The organism is Nocardia otitidiscaviarum, assembly GCF_007362295.1.
Taxonomy (GTDB): Bacteria; Actinomycetota; Actinomycetes; order Mycobacteriales; family Mycobacteriaceae; genus Nocardia; species Nocardia otitidiscaviarum.
The window spans coordinates 2,179,553-2,204,323 of the sequence record NZ_CP041695.1 but is presented as its reverse complement, the minus strand read 5'-3'; the positions used below and the strand labels follow the sequence as shown (position 1 = coordinate 2,204,323).

The window sequence follows — 24,771 nt, the reverse complement described above, 5'->3', positions numbered from 1 at the left end:
CAAGCTCATTCACGCGTGGGTGCCCGATCCGACCCGTGAGGTCGGTTCAGGGCCGGAACACCAGCAGCGGAACATGCATTTCGGCCGAGGTCAGCGAGCCGTGATGGCCGACCATGCCCGATTGCAGCGGTTCGACGGCCGACCGCACGATGCCCGCGCGCTGACGGGCCACCACGACCAGATCGCCGATGCGGTCGAAACTCTCCGGAGCGATGACCGGACCGAACCACCCGCGCTGGATGGCATCCGCGCGCAGCACCACGTCGAACCGGTCACCGAGGAGTTCGGACCAGGCGGCGGCGACGTCCGGGGCCGCGGCGTCCAGGGTGTAGACGTGGCGGGCGCGGGGTTCGCCGCCCAGATCGCCGACGCCGTCGGCCAGGGCCGGATCGGTGTCGAAGTCGATGCGCTCGTCGACCTCCACCATGCCGTGGTCGGCGGTGACCAGCAGCGCGGCGTCCGCGGGCAGTCGTTCGGCGATGGCCTGCGCGGCGCGATCGACATTGGTCAGCTCGAATTTCCACGCCGGTGAGCCCGGACCGCGCACGTGGCCGGTGGTGTCCAGGTCGGCGTGGTAGGCGTAGACCAGGGAGCGGTCGCCCTGTCGCAGCGCGGTGAGCGCGCCGTCCACCAGATCGCCCAGGGAGACGTCGAAGCGGAAGTCGCTGCCGCGGAAGGCCGCCCGGGTCAATCCCGATCCGGCCTGGAATATCGGCCCGACCTGGGTGACCGCGACCCCGGCCGCCGCGGCCCGCTCGAACACCGTCGCCCGGGGCTGGAATTCCTCGGGGGACAGTTCCTTCAGCAGATCGACCTTCGGCCCGGCACCGAACAGGCCCCACTTCAGCGGCGTCATCAACCGATCGTGTCCGGGCACCCGCAGCAGGTACCCCACCAGACCGTGCTCCCCCGGCGGCACGCCGACACCCAGGGATGTCAGGCTGGTCGTGGTCGTGGTCGGGAATCCGGCGGTCAGGCTCCGAGGATCGGCGCTGGCCAGGAATGGCGCGACATCGGCATGCTCGGCCAACTGTTCGGAGCCCAGCCCGTCGATCAGCAGGACGCACACGCGCCGCGCGTCCAATCGCAGTCCGAGCCGGTCGGTCTCCCCCGGAATTCCCAACCCGGCCAGGAGCGAAGGGAACAGATCGGACAGCGATGCCTGTCCGTAGCGCGGCACAGTGAACACGCCTCCCACCATCCCAAGATCACAGACGGCGGGCAAGGATGGCCGCGACCGACGCTGACGGACTACCAAGCAGTCGGTAGGGTAAGTGCGTCAACGCCACCGGCACGAGGAACAGGTATGGCAGACAAGCAATCCGACGTCCCGCTCCGGCTGACCGGACGGTTCAACCACTTCGCGAGCACCCGCCTCGGGCCGGTGACGCGGTTCTACGCGCGACTGCACGGCAGGCTCTACACCCGTTTCGGCGGCTCCCGCTTCACCACCCTCGAGGGCAAACCGGTCTTCCGCCTGACCGTGCCCGGCCGCAAGTCCGGCGAGCCCCGCCCGGTCATGCTCATGCTCGTCCGCGACGGCGACGACCTGCTGGTCTGTGGTTCCAACGGCGGCAACCCGGGCGAGCCGAACTGGTGGAAGAACCTCATGGCCGCGGGCACGGCACAGGTGCAGGTCGGACCGGAGACGTGGCCGGTCGCGGTGCGCCTGGTCGAGGACGAGGCGGAGTACGACCGACACTGGCGCACCCTGGTGGCCGGCTACCCCAACTTCGCCACCTACCAGGCCCTGAGCCCGCGCCGCTTCCCCATCGCGGTGCTGCGCCGTACGGACTGAGTGCCGCACGGCACGAGTACGGTCAGGCCACCGTTCAGGTGGACCAGACCGCGAGTTCGCCGCCCGGCATGGAGACGGCCAGGTAGTTCGGGCCCGTGAGCGACCATGCCTCGAAGTACCGGTCCGGCTCGATCACCACCGTGCGGCCGGTATCCAGGGTGAGGTGGAGGCCGCCGGAGTCGGGGACGGTGGCCGTGGTGATCACACCGTCGAGCAGGACCACCAGGTCACCGTTGTCGCGGGACGGGTCGCCGACGACGAAGTGTTCGATGCCGTTGGATGTTTCCACGGCGAGTTCGCCGCCGATGTGCAGTTCGTATTCGCCCACGCCGAGGGCGAGCAGTGGCTCCGTCGACAGTACGCACAGGTTCCGGCCGGTGATCGGCAGTTCCATGTTTCCTCCTCGGGCTCTGTGTCCACTGTGCCCGAGGGGCGGACCGGTGCGCCGGGGGCGCTCCGGTCCGTGCGCGGCCTCATAGCGCGGCCGCGACTGTGAGCCGTCGCACTCCGGTCAGGCGTCGGCGAGAATGCCCAGCACCTGCTCGGACAGGAAGAACGGCTCCAGCCGCTCGCGAATCAGCTTGGACAGCACACCGTTTCGCTTGGCCTGCTCGATGACCGCCGGACCGTAGCGCAGGATCTCCCCGGCGATGTCCTCGCCCGAGAGTCCGAGTTCGGGCAGCATGGCGGCGAGGGTGTGATCGCCGTACTTGGTGAAGAACACGTCCACGCATTCGTCGACGAGCAGCCCGAAGTACTCCTTCTCGCGGGTGGTGAGCGCGATCTGGTAGATGATCACGGCCAGTTCGCGCAGTTCCTGCTGCGAGAGGTATTCGCGCAGACCGCTCACCGGCTCCCCGGCGTGCAGATCCCAGAATTCCATGGCGGCGTCGTGCACGGGCGCGTCGCGCAACATCTCGCGAATCGCGTTGTTGGTGCGCTTCAGCGCGAATTGCGCTCCCTTACCGGCCATTTCGCCGAGGAAGGTGCCGTCACCGGCGGCCTTCTCGGCGGCCTTGCGCGCCTGCTTGGCGGCCGAGGTGCCCAGCGACACCAGCGATCCCACACCCGGGATCTTGCCCGCCATCTGCCGATTGGACTCCATGAAGTCGTTGATCAGCTTGTCCACGAACTTCGAGGCCACAGTGGCGATGAGCGGACTCTCGGTGAGCCGCTCCAGAATCCGCTCCTGCGCCTGGTGCATGCCGAAGATCTTCTCCAGCAACTGTTCGACGGGTTCGCGGTCCACCACGTCACCGAGGGTGTACTCGTTGTTCTCGGCGATATTGTCGTAGATGGAGTCGGCGAAGACGCTCACCAGATCCCGCAGCACGGGGCTGCCGCCGATCAGGTTGATCACAGTGGCGACGGTCTGCTTGGCCTCGTCGATTCCGACGACCTCGCGGAAGACCATGGTGTCGGCGACACCGAGCACTGCCTCCACATCGCGGGCGACCACCTCGGCGAACCGGTCGCCGCTCACTTCTCCGACAAGGTATTCGACCTGGGCGTCCAGGAGTCGTTCTGCGATCTCACGCGGCTCGGTCATCGGCTTCCACCCATCTGCTGATCCGGGACCGCCCGCGCAGACTACGGTTGATCGGAGTCCTGTTCGTGGACCGATTTCCGGATCTGCTCGAGGCGTTCCCGCGCGGCCTTCTCCCGCGCATCCCACTGTTCGGCGACGCTGCGGCCCACAGGTGTCTGCCGATCCAATTCGCCCATCCCCCGCGCGGTGCCGTAGCGCTGCTCGACCTTATCGCGAACTGACTCGAAAGTAGGGACTCCACCGGGCGAATAGCCCCCGACCGCTTCGATACCCGGCGTCGGCTCCGGTATGCCTGCGGTCACAGGAGCGGCCCCGACCTGCCCGAACGCCCCCGGCGCGTCAGGCTGTGGATAGTTCGCGCCAATCTGAGTGTCCGTACTCACACCCACCGCGACCGGCACATGACCGGTGGTCGCGGCCAGTGAGGCCGCCACCTCGTGCAGCGCCCCCAGGGCGGCGCGACCATCGGTGGCGGCGGCCACAACGGCGGCCACGTCGGCATCGGACAGGCCCGAGAGGGCTCTCGCGAGTTCACCGGCATCAGTCATAGAGCCAGGTTACGCACCGAATCGGACATTCGGCGCGAAGTAATAGCGGCGGGCTCTGGTTCCCGCCGCCATCGACCACCGTCGAACGCCTCAGGCGAGGAGCGCGAACAGCAGGCCCGCGACCGCGAAACTCACCACCGAAAGCACCGTCTCGAGCACCGTCCAGGTTTGCAGCGTCTGCTTGACGGTCAGGTTGAAGTACTTGGCGATGATCCAGAACCCGCCGTCGTTGACGTGGCTGAGGATGATGGAACCCGCCGCGATGGCCATGGCGATGAGCGCCAGCGCCAGCTGCGAGTATCCCTGGTCGGCCAGCAGCGGGGCGACGATGCCGCCGGTGGTGACGATGGCCACCGTCGCCGATCCCTGCGCGATGCGCAGCCCGCAGCTGATCAGGTAGGCCAGCACGATGACGGGCAGCCCGGCCGCGGACATGGTGTCGGCCAGGGCCGCGCCGATTCCGGTGGCGGAGATGACCTTTCCGAAGAACGCGCCCGCGCCGACGACCAGCAGCAGCATGCCGATGGGCCGCAGCGATTCTCCGGTGAGCACACCCAGTTCCTGCACGCTGGACCCGCGCCGGATGCCGAGCACGTAGAAGGCGATGAGCACCGCGACCAGCAGTGCGACGGCGGGCGTGCCCAGGAAGGTCAGCACGGCCAGCGCACGCGAGCCGTCGTCGAGAATCTGGCTGCCGAAGGTCGCGCCCAGAATGAGCAGCAGCGGTACGGCGATAATGGCCCCGATGAGCGCGACGGAGGGCGCTTTCTGTTCCAGCACACCGGTTTTCGGATCGGTCGCGGTACCAGGCCCCTCCCCGGCGGCCGACTGACGCGGCCGCACCAGGAAGTCCGCGGGCACCTCGACGTGCACGCGCTTGCCGATCCAGCCGCCCCACACGATGCCCGCCGCGATGAATCCCGGGATGCCGCAGACGAATCCGATCAGAATGAGCCAGCCCAGGCTGACCCCGAGCAGGCCGCCCAGGGCGACCGGCCCCGGATGCGGCGGCAGGAAGGCGTGTGTCATGGACAGGCCCGCCAGCATGGGCATGGCGTACAGCACCAGTGACCGAGCCCCGCGTGTGGCGGCCACGTACACCAGCGGCGCGAGGACGAAGATGCCCACGTCGAAGAACACCGGAATGCCGAAGATGAGGCCGAGCAGGCCCATGGCGATGGGAGCGCCCCTGTCGCCGAAGAGTTTCAGCAGTTTCTCGGTGAGCACGTCCGCGCCGCCGGAGCGTTCCAGGATCGCACCGAGCACGGTGCCGAGGCCGATGATGACCGCGATATGGCCGAGAATGCCGCCGAATCCCGTCTCCAGCAGGGATTCCCCGGCTTTCAACGGTGTTCCGACAATGGTGGAGACCGGCAGTCCGGCGGCCAGGGCCAGGCCGAGGCCGGTGAGCAGCAGGGCGATGAACGGCTCGAGCTTGAACCGGATGATCGCGAGCAGCAGCACGGCGATGGCGAGCCCGCACAGCACCAGCAGCCCGGGGGTGGTGGTGCGCAGCCAGTCGACGGTGGCGCCCATGGGTTACCTCACTTCAAGGGATCGAACGAACGAGGCCGCGCGCGAGGCGATGGCGGACCAGCGGCCCGCGGCGACATCGGAGGGTGCGACGACATCGGTTCCGGCCGTGACGGCCACCGCGCCGTGCGCGAGGAAATCGGCGGCATTGGCCGCGTTGACGCCACCGGAGGGAATGAGATCCGCCTCCGGGAAGGGGCCGCGCAGATCCTTCAGATAGCCCGGCCCGAGGGCGCGGGCGGGGAAGATCTTCACCGCCGCCGCGCCCAGATCGAGTGCGGCCATGACCTCGCTGGGTGTGAAAGCGCCCATGACGACCGGGATGTCGCGCCGCACGGCCACCGCGGCGACGGCGGAGCGCAGTCCGGGCGTCACCAGGAAGCGCGCGCCGCTGTCGATGGCGGCCTCGGCCTGGTCGGCGGTGAGCACCGTGCCCGCACCCACCACCGCATGCGCGGACTCGGCGGCCTTGCGCAGGCAGTCCAGCACGCCGGGGGTGGTGAAGGTGAGTTCCAGTGCTCGAATTCCAGCCCCCGCCAGGGTATCCGCGAGTGCGAGCGGATCGGGGATCTCGGGCGCGCGCACGACCGTCAAGACGCGATCGGTGCGGATCACCTCCAGGGCGGTGGTCACCGGGTCTCCTTCCGCTCGGAATTCATGCGCAGCGCGCGACCGGCCAGCGCGCCGGTGGGTGTCCCGCCGTCGAGGGCGAAGACGCCGTTGACGAGGACGTGGGAGATGCCGCGCGCCTGCTGTTTCGGCTCGTCGAAGGTGGCGGTGTCGGCAATGGTGGCCGGATCGAAGATCACCAGATCGGCGGCGTACCCGGCACGGATGAGCCCGCGGTCGCGCAGTCGCAGCCGCTCGGCGGGCCGTCCGGTGAGGTGGTTGACGCAGTCCTCGAGTTCCAGGTGCCCGAGTTCGCGCACATAGTGCCCGAGGTAGCGCGGGAAGGTGCCCCACGCCCGGGGATGCGGCCGCTCACCGACGAGCAGGCCGTCACTGCCGCCCATGTGACGCGGGTGGCGCATGATGGCGCGCACGTTCTCCTCGTGGCCGACATGCTGAAGAATGGTGGTGCCCAACTGGTCTCGGGTCAGCAGGTCGAAGAACACCGCCACCGGCGGCAGGTCGCGGTCGACGGCGATCTCGCTGACGGTGCGGCCGACGTACGCTCCGAGTTCGGGGTTGCGCACGCCGCTGAGCTGGATGGTGTCCCAGTCGACGGTCACGCCGTGGCAACCGTCCGAGCCGTTCACGGTGACGTCGGCGGCGATGCGCACCCGCTGGACCGGGTCGGCGATGCGGGCCAGCGCGGCATCCGGCCCGCCGGACATGACCCAGCTCGGCAGCAGCGCCGACAGCGTGGTGGAGCCGGGTAGATACGGGTACGTGTCGAGGCTGATATCGCAGCCCGCGGCCAGTGCGTCGTCGATCATGGCGAGCAGTTCCGGTGCGCGCCCGCGATTCTCGCCGAAGTTCATGGTGGCGTGGGTGAGGTGCACCGCGCAGCCGGTGCGCCGGGCCAACCCGATCATCTCGGCGTAGGCGGCCAGTGCGCCCCTGCCGTAGGAGCGGGTGTGCGGCGCGTAGAAGCCGCCCGCTGCCGCGACCACCTCGCACAGGGCCGCCAATTCGTCGGTGTCGGCGTACATTCCGGGCGTATAGGTGAGGCCGCTGGACATGCCGACCGCGCCCTCGGCCAGGCTGCGTGCGAGCAGCTCGCGCATGATGTCGATCTCGGTGGGCGTGGCGGGCCGCTGTTCCGGGCCGACGACGAGCAGCCGCAGCGTGCCCTGCGGCACCAGGTAGGCGGCATTGGGGGTGATGCCCCGGTCCAGCCGGTCCAGGTACTCCCCCACCGTGCGCCAGTCGAAGTCGAGATCCGGGTCGCCGTTCCACCCGGCGATCTGGCGACGCACGATATCGAGGGTGGGCCCGTCGACGGGAGCGTAGGACAGGCCGTCCTGTCCGATCACCTCGGTGGTCACCCCCTGACTGAGTTTGGGGAAGTGGCCCGGATCGGTGAGCAGGTGCAGATCCGAGTGGGCGTGCATATCGATGAAACCCGGTGTGAGCACCAGGGATTCACCCTGCACCACCCGGTCGGCGGCGGCGATCGAGCCGGGTTCGGCGAGTGCGGTGATGCGGCCGCCGTCGACCAGGACGTCGCCGCGCCGGCGCGGCGCGCCCGTCCCGTCGATGATGTCGATATCGCGAATCAGCAGTTCGGACACGGTCGCCTCAGAAGTAGGTGTGCAGCAGATCGACCACGCGAGGCCGTTCGGCATCGGCATCGTCGATCACGGGTATGAGCCGCCACTTGTCGAAGGCGGTGCAGGGATGCGACAGCCCCAGCCGCACCACGCTGCCGACCGGCACCTCGTGCGGCGCAGCGCCGGGCAGTCGCAAGAAGGTGTGCTGGTCGTTGAGCGCCGACACCGTGGCCCCGGCGGGCAGTGCGCGCACTGCCGGTCCCGCGATGCGCTGCGGGACCGGCAGCCCCTCATCGAACGGGAGATCGCGCTTGCCGGCATCGAGCAGCGCCAACTCCGGTTCCGGCCGGGAGACGGTGCGCGCCCACCCGTGCATGGCCGAGCGCAGCGGGCGCTCGGTGTGGCCCGCGGCGAGCGGGGAGATTCCGGCGTAGAAGCCGTCATCGTGGATCAGGTACGCACCGGAGCGCAGCACCACCGTGGTCGCGACGCCGCGTGCGCCGTCCTCGTCCGCGAGTCCGGCGAGGTGTTCGACCACCAGTTCCGGGTAGGCGCTGCCGCCCGCGGTGATCACGGCCGCGCCCGGATACAGTCCGGCCGCGGCGATCTCACCGTGCAGACGGGCCAGATCGTCGAGGTAGCGGTGCACCGCTGCCAGCGCACCGTCGGTTCGATCGTGGGCGAGGGCGCCCTCGTAGCCGCCGACGCCGCCGAGGCGCAGCCGCTTCGACGCGCTGATCGCCGCGGCGATCTCGAATCCGCCCCGCACCGAACGCGCCCCGGTGCGCCCGTGCGGTCCGCCCAGTTCGACCAGGACGGTGAGCCGATCGGTGTACGGGGCGGACTCCAGAACGCGGTCCATGAGTTCGACGGTGGCGACACTGTCGGCCCAGCACAGGAATTCGACATCCGGATGGGTCGCCAGCTCCGCCGCCACCCAGTGCAGCGCGACCGGATCGACCAGGGCATTGGCCAGCAGGATGCGCTCCACACCGAAGGCGCGGGCCACCTGCGCCTGCCAGCCAGTGGCCAGGGTGATCCCCCACGCTCCGGCGGTGAGCTGCCGCTCCCACAGGCGCGGGGCCATGGTGGTCTTGCCGTGCGGGGCCAGTCGTACCCCGGCGGCGCGGGTCCAGTCGGCCATGACGGCGAGGTTCGATTCCATGGCCGCGGCGTCCACGCTCAGGAGCGGAGTGGCGAGGTCGTCGAGATGCGGTGCGGTGTCCAGGTATTCGCGCACGGTCAGCCCCCACGCGGTGGGCGGGAGGGACTTGTGTTCCGGACCCAGCCTGCGCTCGTCCAGCGCGGCGACGGCGTCCTTGTCGATGGCCACGGAACTCCCTTCGGTATTCACGGTTCGCGGCGGGCGGCGAGATAGCCGCTATGCATTGCATATTTCGCAACGCTTGTTGCGTAATGTGTAAGTGGTGGTTAGTCTGCACGGGATGGCCGAAAGCCGCAAGGGTTCGAAGGGAGTTCGTGTGATCTGGCCTATGCCGAACCGGCCGCGGGCGGTGACCGTGGGCGAGGGACTGGCCGTGCTGGTGGCCCAGCCGGGACCACTCGAGGACTCCCCCGTCTTCGAGCGCGGGGCGGGCGGCGCCGAGGCCAATGTGGCGGCCGTGCTGACCCAACTCGGGGTGCCGACGGCCTGGATCTCCCGCGTCGGCGACGACGGCTTCGGCCGGTACCTGGTGCGGCATCTGGGCGAGCGCGGCGTGGACGTCTCCGCCGTGGCCGTCGATACCGACCGGCCCACCGCCGTCTATGTGAAGGAGCGCGGCGGCGGCTCGGGCACGCCCGGCGATCTGGCGGCCGGTGCCAGTCGAATGCTGTACTACCGCACCGGATCCGCCGCCAGCGCGCTGTCCCCCGCCGATCACGAGGCGGCCGCCGCCCTGCTCGACGGCTGCGAGGTCGTCCACTTCACCGGCATCACCACCGCGCTCTCGGATTCCGCGACGGCGCTCACCGACTCCCTGCTCACCCGGCCCCGCGGCGACCGGCTGCTCAGCTTCGATCTGAATTACCGTCCGGCGCTGTGGCATCGGCGCACCGTGGACGCCGCCGAGGTGCTGGCCCGGCATGTGCGCGGCGCCGATGTGGTGTTCCTCGGCTCCGACGAGGCCGCGGCGGTCTTCGGCACCGGCGATCCGGATCGGCTGCGCGCACTGTTCCCGCAGCCGCGGCACCTGGTGGTCAAGAACGACGCGCACGCGGTCATCGGCTTCCTCGGCGAACGCCGACTCGAGGTGCCCGCCCTCGCCCTGCGCGTGACCGAACGCATCGGCGCCGGAGACGCTTTCGCGGGCGGCTATCTGGGCGCGCTGCTCCAGGGCAGACCGCACGAGCACCTGCTGCGCTTCGGACATCTGTGCGCCGCGGCGGCACTCACGGCCGTGGGCGACGGCGCCGAACTCCCGCCACCGGCCCGATTGGCGTCGCTGGCCGCCCTGGACGCCGCCGAATGGGCCCGACTGCGTTACCCCGACGCCGTCGTGACCGAGAATGTGGCCTCATGAGCCAGAGTCTCCAGCGCGCGCTGACCATCCTCACCGAACTGGGTGCGGACTCGAAATCCCTGGACGAGTTGGCCACTCGGCTGGGTGTGCACAAATCGACGGTGCTGCGGCTGTTGCAGACCATGGAGGGCGAGCGATTCGTCACCCACGACGCCGAACACCGCTACCGGCTGGGATCACGACTGTTCGAGCTGGCCAATCATGCGCTGGAGAGCCGAGATATCCGCACCGTCGCGCGAGCGCATCTCACCGAGCTCAATGCCGCCACGGGGCAGACCATCCACCTCGCGGTCTACGAGTCCGGTGAGGCGGTCTACATCGACAAACTCGATGCGACACAGAGTGTTCGGATGTACTCGCGGGTGGGCCGACCCGCACCGCTGCACTGCACCGCGGTCGGCAAGGTGCTCGTCGCCGCGCAGCCGCGCACGCGGTGGCGGGCCATTGCCGAGGGCATCGAGTACACACGGTTCACCGATCGCACCATCGCCGATCCGGACGCCTACCTGACCGAACTGGAACTCGTCGCCGCACAGGGATATGCGGAGGATCACGAGGAGCACGAGAGCTTCGTCAACTGCATCGGCGTCCCGGTCCGCGACGGCACCGGGGCGGTGGTGGCGGCGCTGTCCATGTCGGTGCCGGACATGCTTCTCGATCACGATCAGGTGCTCGCCCAGCTCCCCCGGGTGCGCGCCGCCGCCGACGCCGTCTCCGCCGAACTCGGCTGGAGCCCGTGACATCACCATCGACATCCGAGCCGTTGACACCCGAAAGGTTCACCATGAGTGAGAAGATCGCCATCCGCACCACCGCCGCGCCCGCACCCGCGCACACGTTCTCCCAGGGGGTGCGCAAGGGGCCGTTCGTGCAGGTGTCCGGGCAGGGGCCGGTGGATCCGGTCACCAACGAGTACCTGTACCCCGGCGATGTCGCCGCCCAGACCACCCGCACCCTCGACAACGTGAAGGCCATCGTGGAGGCCGGTGGCGCGAGCTTCGACGATGTGGTGATGCTGCGCGTCTACCTCACCAAGCGCGAGGATTTCGCGATCATGAACGACGCCTACGGTGCCTTCGTCACCGCGCACACCACCGGCGATGTGCTGCCCGCGCGCACCACGGTGTTCACCGGTCTGCCGCGCGCGGAGATGCTGGTGGAGATCGACGCGGTGGCGATCGTCAGCGCGTGATGCCGAGACTGGCCGCGACCCAGGCGGAGAGGGTCGCGGCCCACTCCGGTTGCGCCACCACCTCGTTGTGGCCCGCGCCCGGAAACACCACGAGCCGTTTGGGTTCCGGCGCGGCCGCGTACAACTGCTCCCCCATGCGCAGGGGCAGCAGTTCGTCGTTGTCGCCGTGCATGATCAGCACCGGCGCACGCAGGTTGCGGATACGGCGCAGACTCGGGTAGGCGTCGGGCACGAAGAGCTTCGGCAGGATCGGGTAGACCGCCGCGGCCGCGTCCCGCAATCCGGTGAAGGTGGAGATCAGCGCCAGCGCGGCGGGCGGATAGGCGGTGGCCAGTTCCAGCAGCACCGCGCCGCCCAGCGACTTCCCCAGGTAGACAATCCGATTCGGGTCCACCCCGGGCCGCTCCAGCAATGCCGTCCGGGCGGCCCGAGCGTCCAGGTAGGTGCCCTGCTCGCTCGGCCTGCCGGTACTGCGCCCGTATCCGCGATAGTCGAAGATCAGCACATCGAATCCGGCCCGCGACAGCAGCGCCAGAATCGGCGACCGGTCCCCGATATTCCCCGCGTTCCCGTGCGCGAACAGTATGTGCGCCACCGGTTCTCCCCGCGCGGGCACCCACCACGCGTCGATGGTCTCGCCGTCCCCGGTCCGCAGCCGCAACTCCTCGTAATCGGTCCCGTACACCGCGGGCGTCAACTCGATCCGCCGCTGCTGCGGCAGGAACGTGAGCAGATTGAGCACGGGCCGGGCGGGATGCTGCATGGTCTCTTCCTACCAGGAGGTCGGGGCCACGGTTCCGCTGCCCGCCGGAGTGTCCGCCGACACCGGTACGGCGGTGTCGGCCGACACGCGGAGGCTGGAAAGTTCGTACCCGCAAACGGTCTCAGGGCCGCTCGACCCACAGTTACAGTGTGGCCACCTCTTTTCGAGGGGGGTGGCGACCTGGCCTGATCCGCGTCGCCCCGCCAGAAAGGAGGTGGTGGGTCATGGGGAAGCATTCCCGCACACAGGAAACCCCGGTCGACTGGGCAGTAGTATCGTTTGCCTCTGCTGCTGCAGTCGCCGGGGTCGTGTGCCTGATCCGACTGATACGTCGGTTTAGGTAACCCACACGGGTCGGGTGCCGTAGGAGCGGCACCTGACCCTCTCAGCCATCACACGGGGTGACGTCGTTCATGATACGCGATCGCCGGACGACACGACAGCGAAACGCGCAGAACGCTGCAGGTCACCGCGATGACGACGGCCCGGATCCACGCGGATTCCGGGCCGTCGTCTGCCGTCGTCTGCCGATGTGTCAGCTGCGCAGCACCGCTCCCACCGCACCCGCCGCCGCGGTGACGGCGGCGTCGCGGGCGGCGCTGGCCTCGTCCTCGGTGAGGGTGCGGTCGGGGGCGCGGAAGCGCAGCGCGTAGGTGAGGGATTTGCGGCCCTCGCCCGCCTGCGCGCCCTCGTAGACGTCGAACAGGGCGATGTCCTCGAGCAGGTCACCCGCACCGGTGCGCAGCGCGGATTCCACGGCGGCGGCCGGGGTCGATTTCTCGACGCTGACCGACACGTCCTGCAGGACTGCCGGGAAGGCGGAAACCACGGGGGCGGGCCGGTTCTCGCGCAGCGGCAGGGCGTCCAGGTCGAGTTCCAGGGCGCAGGTGCGCGGGGGCAGACCCGAGCGCTCCAGCACCGCGGGGTGCAGTTCGCCCGCATGGCCGACCACGGTGCCGTCCACCACCAGTTCCGCGCAGCGGCCCGGATGCCAGGGCAGGTACGCGGCGGTGCGCCGCTCGATCGCCACTCCGGCGGCGTCGGCGATGGCGTCGACCAGTGCGAAGGCGTCGGCGGCCTCGACCTGGCGGCCCTGCCCCCACGGGCCGCGCGGTTCGCGCTTACCGGTGAGCACGGCGGCGATGTGCACCGGCTGCTCGGGCAGCGAGCGCAGCAGGGTGCCGATCTCGTCTTCGGTGGGGCGGCGGTCCACGGGCAGCGGATCGACGGCTCCGGTCTCGCTACCGGGCAGCACCACCTGGGCGATGCCGTAGATGGCGATATCCCGTGCGCCGCGCGAGATATTGCGACCGGCGACCTCCAGCAGTCCGGGCAGCAGGGTGGAGGCGAGGTCGGGGCGCTCGGCGTCGAGCGGGTTGAGCACCTTCAGTGTCGTGCGGCGCGAATCGTCGGCATCCAGGCCCCAGGTGTCGAAGACGGTGGCGGACATGAAGACCGGCGGCGGCACCTCCACGGCCCCGGAGAAGGCCAGCGCCTTGCTCACGGCACGGCGGCGGCGCTGATCGGCGGTGAGGCCGCGCCCGGCGGGGGCGGTGGGCAGCACCGACGGGATCTTGTCCAGACCCTCGAGGCGCAGCACCTCCTCCACCAGATCGGCCGGCTGCACCAGATCCGGTCGCCAGCTCGGCGGGGTGACCACCAGCTGACCGTGGCCGGACTCGCTGACATCGACGTCCACGGCGCAGCCCACCTGCTGGAGGCGACGCGCGGAGGTGCCGGGCTCGTAGGTGACGCCCGCGGTGCGGTCGGCCAGATCCAGGTCCATGGCGATGGGTGCGGGGGCCGGGGTCGGCACCCGCACGTCGGTGAGCACGGATTCCACGGTGCCACCGGCGATCTCGGCCAACAGGGTGGCGGCGCGGTCCAGCGCGGCGAGGTTCAGCTCCGGGTCCACCACGCGCTCGAAACGGCGGCTCGCCTCCGAGCCCAGCTTGTGGCGGCGCGCGGTGCGGGCGATGGCGACCGGGTTCCAGGTCGCCGCCTCCAGGATCACGTCGGTGGTGGCGTCACCGACCTCGGTGCTGGCCCCGCCCATGATGCCCGCGAGCGAGATGACGCCCGAATCATCGGCGATCACCACGTCTTCGGCGTCGAGGACGCGTTCGGCCTCGTCCAGGGTGCGCAGCGTCTCGCCCTTGTTGGCACGGCGCACCACGAAACCGCCGGTGACCTTGGCGGCGTCGAAGGCGTGCAGCGGCTGGCCGAGTTCCAGCATGACGTAGTTGGTGACGTCGACCGCCGGGGAGATGGGCCGCACGCCCGAGAGCAGCAGTCGCCGCTGCAACCACCACGGGCTCACGGCCTTCGGGTCCACCCCGGTGACGCGGCGCACCGCGAACCGGGTGCACAGCGATTCCGGATCGATCTTCACCGACCAGGCCGGTTCCTCGGCGTCGGGCAGCAGGCGTACGGCGGGATCGGCGTATTCCAGGTCGAAGCCGCAGGCCAGTTCGCGCGCCAGGCCGCGCGCCGAGAAGGCGTAGCCGCGGTCGGGGGTGATGGCCAGTTCGATGACGGTGTCGTCCAGGCCGAGCAGCTCATTGGCGTCGGTGCCCGGTTCGGCCGTGCCCGGTTCGAGCACCAGGATGCCGCTGTGGTCCTTGCCGATACCCAGTTCGGCGACCGAGCAGATCATGCCATTGCTGGTGTGCCCGTAGGTCTTCCGCGACGTGATCTGGAAGCCGCCGGGCAGCACGCCACCCGGCAGCACCACCACGACCAGGTCGCCGACGGCGAAATTCCGAGCGCCGCAGATGATCTCCTGCAACTCCGGATTGCCGACATCGACCTTGCAGAAGCGGATCGGCTTCTTGAACTCGGTCAGTTCGGTGATCTCCGCGACCCGGCCCACGACCAGGGGCTTGTCGATCTCGCCGCCGACCGGCCGCAGCCGATCGACCTCTTCGACCTCCAGCCCGACCCGGACGAAACCGGCGTCGAGTTCCTCCGGCGTCACCGACCACTCGGGGGTGGTCCGCCGCAGGATTTCCGTCAGCCACGACTGCGCTACTCGCACTTTTTCGCTTTCCTCGTTGGGTCGGGGATCAGGACTGGATGCCGAACGGCAGCGTGAACCGCACGTCGCCCTCGACGATGTCGCGCATATCGGGCAGGCCGTTGCGGAACTGCAGGGTCCGCTCCAGGCCCATGCCGAAGGCGAAACCGGAGTACACGTCGGGATCGATGCCGGAGGCGATGAGCACCTTCGGATTCACCATGCCGCAGCCGCCCCACTCGACCCAGCCCGGCCCGCCCTTCTTGTCCGGGAACCACACGTCCACCTCGGCGGACGGTTCGGTGAAGGGGAAGAAGCTGGGCCGCATGCGGGTGGTGGTGTCCGGGCCGAACAGCGCCCGCGCGAAGGCGTCCAGGGTGCCCTTGAGATGCGCCATGGTCAGCCCCTTGTCCACGGCCAGACCCTCGACCTGCGAGAACACCGGGGTGTGGGTGGCGTCGAGCTCATCGGTGCGGAAGGTGCGCCCCGGGCACACCACGTAGATGGGCAGCTCGCGCGAGAGCATGGACCGCACCTGCACCGGCGAGGTGTGCGTGCGCAGCACCTGCCGCGAACCCTCCGGCGCGATGTGGAAGGTGTCCTGCATGGTGCGCGCCGGATGATCCGGCAGGAAGTTCAGGGCGTCGAAGTTGAAGTGTTCGGTCTCGACCTCCGGGCCCTCGGCGACCTCCCAGCCCATGCCGACGAACACATCGGCGACGCGCTCGGACAGCACGGTGATGGGGTGGCGTGCGCCGACCGCCGCGCGCGACGCGGGCAGCGTCACGTCGATGGTCTCGGCGACCAGCACGGCGGCATCGCGCTCGGCCAGCAGCTCCCGCTGCCGCGCCTCGAACGCCTGCGACACCCGCTGCCGGGCGACATTGACGCGCTTGCCCGCGTCGGCCTTCTCCTCCTTGGGCAGGGTGCCCAGCGACCGCTGTGCCAGTGCGATGGGCGACTTACCGCCCATGTACTCGGTTTTCGCGGCCGCCAGTGCCTCCAGGTCGGCGGCCGCGGCAAACGCCTTCTCGGCTGCTTCCGCGGCGGCGGCGAGCGATTCCTCGCTCAATGCCGCGGTCTGCTCGGCACGGTCGATATCGTCGGCCACGATGTCCGTCTCTCCCCTGGGCTGGTACGAGTAGGGCGGATGCCCACCAAACATTCTTGCTGGTGGAATCCTAGGCGACGCACGCAGCCCATCTCACCCGCATTTGCCCGCGCCACGACGGACGTGGCGCGGGACACCTACCGCGCGGGTGAACGCGGTGGTCGAGAGACGGTGGACGGTACCGGAAGCTCAGTTGCGCCCGGTCACATCCTGCGCGATCGCCGCGAGCCGGGTCTGGGCCGCGGAGACCACGCCGTGCCGATTCTTGTGCGCCTCCTCGTAGGCCACCACGGCGCGGACGTCGGCCGGTTCGGTCAGCTCCTTGATGGCGGCGACGGCCTGGTTGACGTTCAGCTCCTCGTAGTCGTCGATCGGCAGTTCGTCGGGGTCGAGCACGCCGGTGCTGGTGCGCAGGGCGTGCAGGGCGTCGGCGGCGCTGTCGGCGCCCTCCCGGCGGGCGACCCGCTCGGCCGTCTCCAGGGCGGCGTCACGGGAGGCCGAGATGGTCCGGACGGCGATATCACCGGCGTGCTGGCCGCGCTCGAGCAGGTCGCCGAGTGCGGGCGGGGTGGTGCGGAAGGTGTCCAGGGCGCGGTCGATGCCGCGCACCGACAGCGTGACCGGCACGTTGACCAGCCGCATCGTCGCGCCCGTGGCCGCCTGCAGCGGGGTGCGGCGCAGGGCGGCCGGACCGCCCAGCGCGTCCTCGGCCAGCACGGTGGTCAGCCACTCCACGGTGGCCGAATGCGCGGTGATCAGTCGATCCGCCAGCGCCACCACATCGGGCCGCCGCGCGGCGGTGGCCAGGGCCTTGATGTAGCGGGCGCGGTCGAGGAGCTGGTGTTCCAGGGCGAGGTCGCCGAGCAGCGCCTCGTCGAACGGCTGCGCCTGTTCGACCAGCGCCTTGATCGCGGCGACGAGCCGACCGAGGAAGGGACCGACCAGCTGCGGCACGCCGCCGAGTTCGCGGATGGCGGATTCGATGGCCTCCACCCGGCGGCGGGCATTGTCGGCGTTCTCGGACAGTTCGCGGCGCACCGCGTCTGTCCGAGCCTGCGCGACACGGGTTTCGGCGATCTGGATCTCGGTGTCGGTCAGATCGCGGACGGTACGCAGCTGGGCCAGCAGGGTCGTGATGTCGCGTGTGCTCATGGTTTTCGTCCTTAGTCGCGTTGACATCGCATCGGCGCACCATTGCACCGCTCTGGTGACTACCCCGCTGTAGCGTCCGAAACGTCGTGCCGGGCCGCGGATCCGGCCCTATCGGCCGCCGGTGCGCGCCGGATAGCGGTCGCGGAACACCGTCGCCGTGACCGGACGGCGGCCGGGATGGGCACGCCGCTCCGCGGGATAGCCCACCGACATGAGCAGGGCGATGGCGAGGTCGTCGCGATCGTCGATGCCGATGGCCTTCTTGACCCGATCCTCGTCCCAGCCGTTCATGGGCGAGGTGGCCAGGCCGAGTTCGGTGGCGGCGAGCATGGTGTAGGTGGCGGCGATCACGGCGTCCTTGATCGCGTATTCGCGCAGCAGGTCGCGCTCGGCCAGCGACTGCTGGAATCGGCTTGCCGCCGTGTCGAATCCGGAGATGAACTCCTCGGTCCAGGCGCCATTGCGGCGGGCGAGGTCGAAGACATCGGTGCGGTCGGCGCGCCACGCCTGCGGTTCGGCGACGAAGACCAGCATGACGGGGGCCTCCTGCGGCTGCGGCTGCCCGTCGGTGGCCCGGACCAGATCCGCCCGGACCTCCGGATCGGTGACGACGACCAGCGAGCGGTCCTGGAGATTCCAGCTGGAGGGGGCCTCCATGGCCAGTTCGGCCAGGGTGTCGAGAGCGGCGGCGGACACCGGGTCCGGGCGGTAGTGGCGGATGGTGCGGCGGGTACGGATGGCCGTGGCGACGGACATGATGTTGGTCATGTCTCTCACTATTGGAGAGTTACCGCCTTCTGGGAAGAAGGCACTAATTGGTGCGCTACTCTCCTACAGGTGACAACCCTGGTGGACTCGTCGGGACTGATCGCCGACTGCTATTCCGAGAAGTGCCCGACCCGACAGGTCCTCGACCACATCGCGGGCAAATGGACCGTGCTCATCGTGGACGCGCTCATGGAGCGCGGCACCATGCGCTACACCGACCTCAGCCGCCGCATCGGCGGGGTCTCGCAGAAGATGCTCACCCAGACGCTGCGCATGCTCGAAACCGACGGGTTCGTCACCCGCACCGTGCATCCCACCATTCCGCCGCGCGTCGAGTACGAACTCACCGCACTCGGCCGCAGCCTCGCGGAACCGATCGCGGCACTGCGAGACTGGGCCGAGCGGAATATCAACGAGATAGAGCGGGCGCGGCGGGCGCACGCCGCGCCCGAATGAGCGGGACCGCCACCCCGGCCGCCCAGAGTGCGACCGCGATGTAGACGATCTGCTCGGGCAGGCGGAACCACAGCGGTGTGGCCGGATCACCGTTGAGCGGAATATCGTTCACCGCCACGTAGATGTTCGCGGGGGTCATGAGCACGAACAGCACGGCCAGGCCGATGCCCGCGACGCGGCGGGTACGGGTGACGATCAGCCCCAGCGCGCCGAGCAGTTCCAGGACCCCGGTCACGTAGACCAGGGCACCGGGGAACGGCAGGGCCGACGGGACCATGGTGGTCAGGTCGTCGTGGCTCGGCATCACATCGATACTGTCGGGCGCGAAATGCGCCGCGCCGGTGAACATCAGCAGTACGGCCAGGCCGTGGGCGAAGGACACCCGCCAGGTGCTGAAGCGGCGGACGCCGAGTGCGCCCAGCAGGCGGAAGGCCAGGGTCGGGACGACCATGAGCATGAGGGTTCCGAACATGAGACGCTCGCAATCGAATCGGTGGGCAGGTGGAATCAGGCCGCGAATTCCGCGGCGGGGGTGCGCTCTTCGAGGAGCGCGGGGCGGGGGCGGCCGGGCAGCAGCAGGGCGATGAGCCCGCCGACCGCGACGATGGCCGCGCCGACCCACACGGCGGGCACCAGTCCGTCGGTGTAGGCGTCCGGACTCAGATACGAGCCGTAGGAGGAGAAGACCGACGCCAGCACCGCCACGCCCATGGCCACGCCGACCTCGCGAATGGTGTTGTTGGTGCCGGAGGCCATGCCCTGATCGGCGGGGTCGGCGCTGGCCATCACCACCGCCGAGGCGGGCGCGAAGGTCAGGCCCATACCGATACCGCCCAGCAGGAACGGCGGCACCAGGGCGGCGTAGGCGACGTCCCCGGTGGTGACCAGCGCCATCCAGGCCAGCGCCACCGCCAGGCACAGCTGGCCCACCGCGATGAGCACCCGCGCCCCCACCCGGTCGACGACGAGTCCGGCCAGCGGCGCCACCACCATCGGGGCCAGCGTCCACGGCAGCGTGCGGATACCGGATTCCAGCGGCGAGAGTCCCTGCACCACCTGGAAGAACTGCGCCAGCAGGAAGATCGAGCCGAAGACACCGACGGAGAAGGCGAACAGGGTCGCGTTCACCGCACTGAACCCGCGCGACCGGAACAGCCGCAACGGCAGCATGGGTTCGGGCGTGCGCCGCTCCCACAGCACGAACGACAGCAGCAACACCGCACCGCCGATCAGTCCGGTGAGCACCCCGGCCGAGGTCCAGCCGTCGTCGGCCCCGTGGATCACGCCCCACACCACGGCGAGCACACCGCCGGCCGAGAGCACCAGTCCCAGCACATCCGAACGCCGTGCGCCGCCGAAGGATTCGCGCAGCGCCCAGGCCGTCAGCGGCAGCGCCAGCAGTCCGACGGGCACATTGATCCAGAAGATCCACTGCCAGCTCAGCCCGTCCACCACGGCGCCGCCCACCACCGGGCCGAGTGCGACACCGAGACCGGAGATGCCGCCCCAGATGCCGATGGCGGCGCTGCGCATCCGTTCCGGGACCGCCGCCGACAGCAGGGTCAGTGACAGCGGCATCACCGCCGCCGCCCCGAAGCCCTGGATCGCTCGGGATGCGATCAGCATCCACGGTTCGGTGGCCAACGCACAGGCCGCCGAGGCGAGGGTGAACAGCGTGATACCGGCCAGGAAGACGCGGCGGCGGCCCAGCCGGTCGCCGAGGGCCGAGGCGGTGAGCAGCAGCGTCGCGAACGACAGCGTGTAGGCATTCACGAACCACTGCAGGTCGGTCAGGGATGCGCCGAGTTCGGCGCGGATGACCGGCAGCGCATTGGTCACCACGAGGTTGTCGAGCGTGACCATGAACATGGGAATTCCGACCGCGGCCAGGACCGCGGCGAGCGGGCGGGGTGGCGCCGGGGGCGCGACGGCCGGGGCGGTGGTGAGGGTGGAGGACATACCCGAGATCCTTAAGTTGTTATCCACTGATAACTTACTGCCGAAAGAGTATGCATCCGCTGATAACATGTCAAGGCATACCGAGACGGAGGAGATAGCGAATATGACCAGGACCCGGATGACGGCGAGCGAACGCGGCGAACAGGTGCTCACCGCGGCGATCGGAGCCTTCGCCGAATCCGGTTACGCCGCGACCAGAACCGATGAGATCGCGCGCCGCGCGGGCGTCTCACAGCCGTATGTGATCCGCCTGTTCGGCGGTAAGCGACAGCTGTTCCTGGCCGCGCTGCAGCGCGTGTGCGACCGCATCGAGGAGATCTTCCGCACCGCCGCCGCGGCAGCCGCCCCCGACGCCGCACCCGCCGAACGCCTGGCCGCCATGGGCGAGGCGTTCCACACCTTCCTCGCCGAACGCGAACTCGGCCTGGTGCTGCTGCACGGCTTCGCCGCCAGCTCCGATCCGGAGATCGGCACCGCGACCCGCGACCGCTACGGCCGGATGTACTACCTGGTCCGCGACCTGACCGGCGCGTCGGTGGCCGAGACCCGCCGCTTCATGGCCACCGGCATGCTACTCATCGACATGGCCGCCATGGGAGCCATCACCGGGGACGGCTTCGGCACCGAGTGGGCCGCCGAGATCGTCACCGATCTCGCCGAACACGACGACTGACCGCGCTCTCGGTCGGCGACACCCGGGACCCGCCGAAAACCGATACCGTTGTGCGCATGGGAATCTGGACCCGCGAGCCGACACTGGACGACGGGGAGAACGTCACCTGGCGACGGCCCGCCAATCGCACCCAGGGCGGTCGCGCCGTAGGTGGAACGCTCTACCTGACCTCCACCCGACTGCGGTTCGAACCGAACCGGATGGACGCGCTCATGGGCGGCCGATCCTGGTCGGCCCCACGCACATCCGTCACCGCGGTCGGCACCGAGGCCCGCACCGGTGGCCTCTTCGACGGCGGCATGCGCAACCGGTTGCGCGTCGACCTGCGCGAGGGTGCGCCGGAACTGTTCGTCGTCGGCAAGCTCGACGAGACGATCGAGACGCTGCGCGCCGCTCTCGGCTAGCCGCCCCTTCCGAAAACACCGGCGGCACAGCCGGATGACGCTGGCGACGCGACCACGGCGCCCCGGACCGTCACCGCCCGCACTGGACCCGGGCGCTCGCGTAGAGGCAGATGGCCGCGGCGGCGGCCAGGTTGAGGCTTTCGGCGCGGCCGTGGATGGGAATGCGCACCCGGTGGGTGGCGCGGGCGGCGACGGCGCGGTCCAGGCCGTGCGCCTCGTTGCCGAACAGCCAGGCGACGGGGCCGCGCAGGATGTCGTCGGCGTCGTCGAGGTCCACCTCGCCGCGGGCGGTGGTGGCCAGGACGGCGATACCGGCCGCCTCCAGCGCGTCGAGGGTGGCGTCGATATCGCGTTCACGGGCGACGGGGACGTGGAAAAGGCTTCCGGCGCAGGCGCGGACGCATTTACCGTTGTGCGGGTCCACCGAATCACCGGCGAGCACCACACCATTCGCGCCGACCGCGTCGGCGACCCGGATGAGGGTGCCCGCATTGCCGGGGTCGGCCATCGCCACCGGCACCGCCAGCATGCGCGGCGACGCGTCCAGTACGGTGCGCAACGGCACGTCGACCTGGCGGCAGACCGCGACCAGGCCGGGCGGGGTCACCGTCTCCCCCAACGTTTCCGCCGCGCGGTCGCTCACCAGCGTGGTGCGCACGCCCGTCGCGGCCGCACCGGCGACCAGTTCGTGTTCGCGCCCGGCGGCCTTGGCGGAGTAGAAGAGTTCCTCGACGCGCCCGGTATCCAGCGCCGCCGCCACCGAGTTGGCCCCCTCGGCGAGGAAGAGCCCGGTCTTGCGGCGGGTGTGGGCGCGGTGCAGTTTCACGGCGGCGACGACCCGCGAGTTGCGCCAGTCGATCGCTTCAGCGGTCACGGCTGCCCCGTCCTTTCCCACCCGTCGACAGTGACAAAGCGACGACCCGCGGAATGCGCTCGAAGAGCGCGTCCACGGGTCGTCGCGAGAATTCGGTTGTCACGCAGCCGCGAATCAGGCGGCGGGGGCGTTGACATCCTCCGGCAGCGCGGCCTTGGCCACGGCCACCAGACCGGCGAACGCCTCGGCGTCGGAGACGGCGATCTCGGCGAGGTTCTTGCGGTCCACCTCGACACCGGCGGCCTTCAGGCCCTGGATGAAGCGGTTGTAGGTGATGTCGTTCAGACGCGCGGCGGCGTTGATACGAGCGATCCACAGCTTGCGGAAGTCACCCTTGCGCGCGCGGCGGTCGCGGTAGGCGTAGGTGAGCGAGTGCAGCTGCTGTTCCTTGGCCTTGCGGTACAGCCGCGAGCGCTGGCCGCGGTAGCCCTTGCTGGCCTCGAGGATGGAACGGCGCTTCTTCTGAGCGTTGACGGCCCTTTTGACGCGTGCCACTTGTCAGTCCTTGATCGAATCGTGGGCGCTGCGGTCGCGCCCGGAGTTGGTCGGTTGAAAGCGTCCGTAAACGGATCGCGGATGGCTGCCTCAGCCGGAGATCAGAGGCCGAGCAGCTTCTTGACGCGAGCGACGTCCGCCTTGGCGACGACCTCCACGCCGTCCAGACGACGAGTCCGACGGGTGGGCTTGTGCTCGAGCAGGTGGCGGCGGTTCGCCTGCTGACGCAGCAGCTTGCCCTTGCCCGACAGCTTGAAACGCTTCGACGCGCCGCTGTGGCTCTTCATCTTCGGCATGGAATCCTCGTATCTGTCTCATACCGGCGGAACACAGACGTGTCCCACCGGTGCTACCTGAATCGTTCGTTACTGCGGTTTGTCCGCCTGCGCCGGAGCCGGCGCGTCGGCGGAGGCCGCAGGGGTGGAGCTCGGCGCGCTGCCGGCCTGAGCCGTCTTCTGCGCCTGCACCCGCGTCTTCGCACCCTTGTGCGGCGCGAGGACCATCGTCATATTCCGGCCGTCCTGCTTGGCCGAGGTCTCGACGTAACCGAATTCAGCGACGTCGGAGGCCAGCCGCTGGAGCAACCGGTAACCGAGTTCCGGACGCGACTGCTCGCGGCCGCGGAACATGATCGTCACTTTGACCTTCGAACCCGCCTGCAGGAACCGAAGGACGTGACCCTTCTTGGTCTCGTAGTCGTGATCGTCGATCTTCGGACGGAGCTTCTGCTCCTTGATCACGGTCTGCTGCTGGTTCTTCCGCGACTCGCGCGCCTTCTGCGCGGTCTCGTACTTGAACTTGCCGTAGTCCATGATCTTGCAGACCGGCGGGCGCGCGTCCGGTGCGACCTCGACGAGGTCGAGGTCCGCCTCCATGGCGACGCGAAGTGCATCTTCAACACGCACGATCCCAACCTGCTCACCCCCCGGTCCGATGAGTCGGACCTCCGGGACGCGGATGCGATCGTTGATGCGGGTCTCAGTGCTGATGGGGCCTCCTAGGTCAAGCGGTGTCGTCCAACGACCGCAAACGCTTAAACTGCAACCCCAATTTCAACACGAAAGCCCCGTGTCGGTATTTCTCCAACACGGGGCCCGAGTCGACCGGCCTGCGACGCAAACAGCTCGCATCGCACCTGTGCAGGAAAAATCCCACACGAGGAACCCATCAGAAAAAGATGGGCGACCGGACCGTCGAGCCTGGTAGTGACCGGCTGACGGTGGGAGTCGGGCTCCACTTGAAGCCCCGGGTCGATCGCAGGAACCGATCCGGGACGGTCGTCGCAGGTCAGTCTAACAGCTGCGGCACGATCCGCCGAATCGGTCCCCCCGAGACCATTGACAAGCCGCTCGGTGCCATGCTCATAGCTATGAGCGAGGCGACTGCTAATCCGGAATCGGACCTCATCGACGGCGAGTTGAGCGTACGCGAGCTGGCCGAGATCCCGGCCGTCGAGGTCATCAGCCGGGCCGCGGTCATGTTGATGAGCTCCGCCGCGGAGAAGCTGGGGCTCGGCGAGGCCGATCCCGCCGCCAGCCCGCACCTCGATCTGGACGAGGCCCGCCGCGTCATCACCGCCCTCGCGGGCCTGGTGACCGCCTCGGTCGAATACCTGGGCCCGCACGCCGGTCCCATCCGCGACGGACTCCAGTCACTGCAGCGCGCCTTCCGCGAAGCCTCCGAACATCCCGACGCTCCGGGTGCGGGGCCGGGCGAGAAGTACACCGGCCCGGTGTACTGAC

General features: G+C 69.4%; 27 protein-coding genes. 8 read left to right on the top strand and 19 right to left on the bottom strand.

Annotated elements, in window-relative coordinates; genetic code table 11:
* Nucleotides 1–46: 46 nt before the first annotated feature.
* Nucleotides 47–1,189 carry an alkaline phosphatase family protein gene (locus tag FOH10_RS09520; RefSeq protein WP_186000771.1) on the bottom strand — a complete coding sequence of 381 codons (1,143 nt, stop codon included), beginning with the start codon at nucleotides 1,187–1,189 and terminating at the stop codon, nucleotides 47–49.
* Between the two features lie 117 nt (nucleotides 1,190–1,306).
* On the opposite strand from FOH10_RS09520, the gene FOH10_RS09515 reads away from it, so the two are divergent.
* Nucleotides 1,307–1,798: a nitroreductase/quinone reductase family protein gene (locus FOH10_RS09515; protein WP_143980431.1), complete on the top strand. Its 492-nt coding sequence runs from the start codon at nucleotides 1,307–1,309 to the stop codon at nucleotides 1,796–1,798.
* 34 nt (nucleotides 1,799–1,832) lie between these two features.
* Here FOH10_RS09515 and FOH10_RS09510 read toward each other — a convergent pair whose 3' ends face one another.
* The 7 genes from FOH10_RS09510 to FOH10_RS09480 form a co-directional block, all read right to left on the bottom strand.
* Nucleotides 1,833–2,192, bottom strand: a complete 360-nt coding sequence (locus FOH10_RS09510; protein ID WP_143980430.1) for a DUF6188 family protein — start codon at nucleotides 2,190–2,192, stop codon at nucleotides 1,833–1,835.
* 117 nt (nucleotides 2,193–2,309) lie between these two features.
* Nucleotides 2,310–3,347 carry a hypothetical protein gene (locus FOH10_RS09505; RefSeq protein ID WP_143980429.1) on the bottom strand — a complete coding sequence of 346 codons (1,038 nt, stop codon included), beginning with the start codon at nucleotides 3,345–3,347 and terminating at the stop codon, nucleotides 2,310–2,312.
* A 41-nt stretch (nucleotides 3,348–3,388) separates the two neighbouring features.
* A complete protein-coding gene (locus FOH10_RS09500; protein ID WP_143980428.1) occupies nucleotides 3,389–3,895 on the bottom strand; it encodes a PspA/IM30 family protein in 507 nt (168 codons plus the stop codon).
* A gap of 90 nt (nucleotides 3,896–3,985) precedes the next feature.
* Nucleotides 3,986–5,431: a GntP family permease gene (locus tag FOH10_RS09495; protein ID WP_143980427.1), complete on the bottom strand. Its 1,446-nt coding sequence runs from the start codon at nucleotides 5,429–5,431 to the stop codon at nucleotides 3,986–3,988.
* Nucleotides 5,432–5,434: 3 nt separating this feature from the next.
* Nucleotides 5,435–6,061, bottom strand: coding sequence for a bifunctional 4-hydroxy-2-oxoglutarate aldolase/2-dehydro-3-deoxy-phosphogluconate aldolase (locus FOH10_RS09490; RefSeq protein ID WP_143980426.1), 627 nt, complete (start codon nucleotides 6,059–6,061; stop codon nucleotides 5,435–5,437).
* The gene (locus FOH10_RS09485) at nucleotides 6,058–7,719 is read right to left on the bottom strand and encodes an N-acyl-D-amino-acid deacylase family protein (RefSeq protein ID WP_143980425.1); all 1,662 of its coding nucleotides are present in this window, start codon (nucleotides 7,717–7,719) and stop codon (nucleotides 6,058–6,060) included. Before FOH10_RS09485 ends, FOH10_RS09490 begins: the two co-directional genes overlap by 4 nt.
* A complete protein-coding gene (locus tag FOH10_RS09480) occupies nucleotides 7,673–8,977 on the bottom strand; it encodes a type III PLP-dependent enzyme domain-containing protein (RefSeq protein ID WP_143980424.1) in 1,305 nt (434 codons plus the stop codon). Before FOH10_RS09480 ends, FOH10_RS09485 begins: the two co-directional genes overlap by 47 nt.
* Nucleotides 8,978–9,137: 160 nt before the next feature.
* On the opposite strand from FOH10_RS09480, the gene FOH10_RS09475 reads away from it, so the two are divergent.
* Genes FOH10_RS09475 through FOH10_RS09465 form a run of 3 tightly spaced genes read left to right on the top strand, consistent with a single transcriptional unit; the run spans nucleotide 9,138 to nucleotide 11,358 of the window.
* Nucleotides 9,138–10,166, top strand: a complete 1,029-nt coding sequence (locus FOH10_RS09475; RefSeq protein ID WP_143980423.1) for a sugar kinase — start codon at nucleotides 9,138–9,140, stop codon at nucleotides 10,164–10,166.
* Nucleotides 10,163–10,906 (top strand): IclR family transcriptional regulator, encoded by a 744-nt coding sequence (locus FOH10_RS09470; protein ID WP_143980422.1) that lies wholly within the window; start codon nucleotides 10,163–10,165, stop codon nucleotides 10,904–10,906. Before FOH10_RS09475 ends, FOH10_RS09470 begins: the two co-directional genes overlap by 4 nt.
* A 44-nt stretch (nucleotides 10,907–10,950) precedes the next feature.
* Complete coding sequence (locus FOH10_RS09465; protein ID WP_029928933.1) at nucleotides 10,951–11,358, top strand: RidA family protein; 408 nt, start codon at nucleotides 10,951–10,953, stop codon at nucleotides 11,356–11,358.
* On the opposite strand, the gene FOH10_RS09460 is transcribed toward FOH10_RS09465, so the two are convergent.
* From FOH10_RS09460 to FOH10_RS09440, 5 genes are all read right to left on the bottom strand, one after another.
* On the bottom strand, nucleotides 11,348–12,121 hold the full coding sequence (locus FOH10_RS09460; RefSeq protein WP_043600369.1) for an alpha/beta hydrolase: 774 nt from the start codon (nucleotides 12,119–12,121) through the stop codon (nucleotides 11,348–11,350). The two genes, FOH10_RS09465 and FOH10_RS09460, sit on opposite strands and share 11 nt — an antisense overlap.
* A gap of 535 nt (nucleotides 12,122–12,656) precedes the next feature.
* A complete protein-coding gene (pheT, locus tag FOH10_RS09455) occupies nucleotides 12,657–15,158 on the bottom strand; it encodes a phenylalanine--tRNA ligase subunit beta (protein ID WP_143980421.1) in 2,502 nt (833 codons plus the stop codon).
* A gap of 28 nt (nucleotides 15,159–15,186) precedes the next feature.
* Entirely contained in the window at nucleotides 15,187–16,248 is a 1,062-nt protein-coding gene (gene pheS / locus FOH10_RS09450; protein ID WP_143980420.1) for a phenylalanine--tRNA ligase subunit alpha, read from the bottom strand.
* Between the two features lie 189 nt (nucleotides 16,249–16,437).
* Nucleotides 16,438–17,400 (bottom strand): DUF8129 domain-containing protein, encoded by a 963-nt coding sequence (locus FOH10_RS09445; RefSeq protein ID WP_029928939.1) that lies wholly within the window; start codon nucleotides 17,398–17,400, stop codon nucleotides 16,438–16,440.
* 108 nt (nucleotides 17,401–17,508) lie between these two features.
* The gene (locus FOH10_RS09440) at nucleotides 17,509–18,168 is read right to left on the bottom strand and encodes a nitroreductase family protein (protein ID WP_143980419.1); all 660 of its coding nucleotides are present in this window, start codon (nucleotides 18,166–18,168) and stop codon (nucleotides 17,509–17,511) included.
* A gap of 69 nt (nucleotides 18,169–18,237) precedes the next feature.
* Between FOH10_RS09440 and FOH10_RS09435 the strand changes: the two genes are divergently transcribed.
* Nucleotides 18,238–18,624 (top strand): winged helix-turn-helix transcriptional regulator, encoded by a 387-nt coding sequence (locus tag FOH10_RS09435; RefSeq protein WP_029928943.1) that lies wholly within the window; start codon nucleotides 18,238–18,240, stop codon nucleotides 18,622–18,624.
* On the opposite strand, the gene FOH10_RS09430 is transcribed toward FOH10_RS09435, so the two are convergent.
* A complete protein-coding gene (locus FOH10_RS09430) occupies nucleotides 18,578–19,096 on the bottom strand; it encodes a DoxX family protein (RefSeq protein WP_143980418.1) in 519 nt (172 codons plus the stop codon). The two genes, FOH10_RS09435 and FOH10_RS09430, sit on opposite strands and share 47 nt — an antisense overlap.
* A 35-nt stretch (nucleotides 19,097–19,131) precedes the next feature.
* Nucleotides 19,132–20,583, bottom strand: a complete 1,452-nt coding sequence (locus FOH10_RS09425) for an MFS transporter (RefSeq protein WP_143980417.1) — start codon at nucleotides 20,581–20,583, stop codon at nucleotides 19,132–19,134.
* A gap of 103 nt (nucleotides 20,584–20,686) precedes the next feature.
* Between FOH10_RS09425 and FOH10_RS09420 the strand changes: the two genes are divergently transcribed.
* Together FOH10_RS09420 and FOH10_RS09415 are read left to right on the top strand one after the other, a co-directional pair.
* Nucleotides 20,687–21,256, top strand: coding sequence for a TetR/AcrR family transcriptional regulator (locus tag FOH10_RS09420; protein ID WP_186000769.1), 570 nt, complete (start codon nucleotides 20,687–20,689; stop codon nucleotides 21,254–21,256).
* A gap of 56 nt (nucleotides 21,257–21,312) precedes the next feature.
* The gene (locus FOH10_RS09415) at nucleotides 21,313–21,660 is read left to right on the top strand and encodes a hypothetical protein (RefSeq protein WP_143980416.1); all 348 of its coding nucleotides are present in this window, start codon (nucleotides 21,313–21,315) and stop codon (nucleotides 21,658–21,660) included.
* 70 nt (nucleotides 21,661–21,730) lie between these two features.
* Here FOH10_RS09415 and FOH10_RS09410 read toward each other — a convergent pair whose 3' ends face one another.
* The 4 genes from FOH10_RS09410 to infC all read right to left on the bottom strand — a co-directional run bounded on the left by FOH10_RS09410 (nucleotide 21,731) and on the right by infC (nucleotide 24,018).
* Nucleotides 21,731–22,534 (bottom strand): TrmH family RNA methyltransferase, encoded by an 804-nt coding sequence (locus FOH10_RS09410; protein WP_143980415.1) that lies wholly within the window; start codon nucleotides 22,532–22,534, stop codon nucleotides 21,731–21,733.
* Nucleotides 22,535–22,648: 114 nt separating this feature from the next.
* Nucleotides 22,649–23,029, bottom strand: coding sequence for a 50S ribosomal protein L20 (rplT, locus tag FOH10_RS09405; protein WP_029928952.1), 381 nt, complete (start codon nucleotides 23,027–23,029; stop codon nucleotides 22,649–22,651).
* Nucleotides 23,030–23,130: 101 nt separating this feature from the next.
* Entirely contained in the window at nucleotides 23,131–23,325 is a 195-nt protein-coding gene (gene rpmI, locus FOH10_RS09400; protein ID WP_029928954.1) for a 50S ribosomal protein L35, read from the bottom strand.
* A gap of 69 nt (nucleotides 23,326–23,394) precedes the next feature.
* Nucleotides 23,395–24,018: a translation initiation factor IF-3 gene (infC, locus tag FOH10_RS09395; RefSeq protein WP_081592384.1), complete on the bottom strand. Its 624-nt coding sequence runs from the start codon at nucleotides 24,016–24,018 to the stop codon at nucleotides 23,395–23,397.
* A gap of 380 nt (nucleotides 24,019–24,398) precedes the next feature.
* On the opposite strand from infC, the gene FOH10_RS09390 reads away from it, so the two are divergent.
* Nucleotides 24,399–24,770: a DUF1844 domain-containing protein gene (locus FOH10_RS09390; RefSeq protein WP_029928958.1), complete on the top strand. Its 372-nt coding sequence runs from the start codon at nucleotides 24,399–24,401 to the stop codon at nucleotides 24,768–24,770.
* Nucleotide 24,771: the final 1 nt, after the last annotated feature.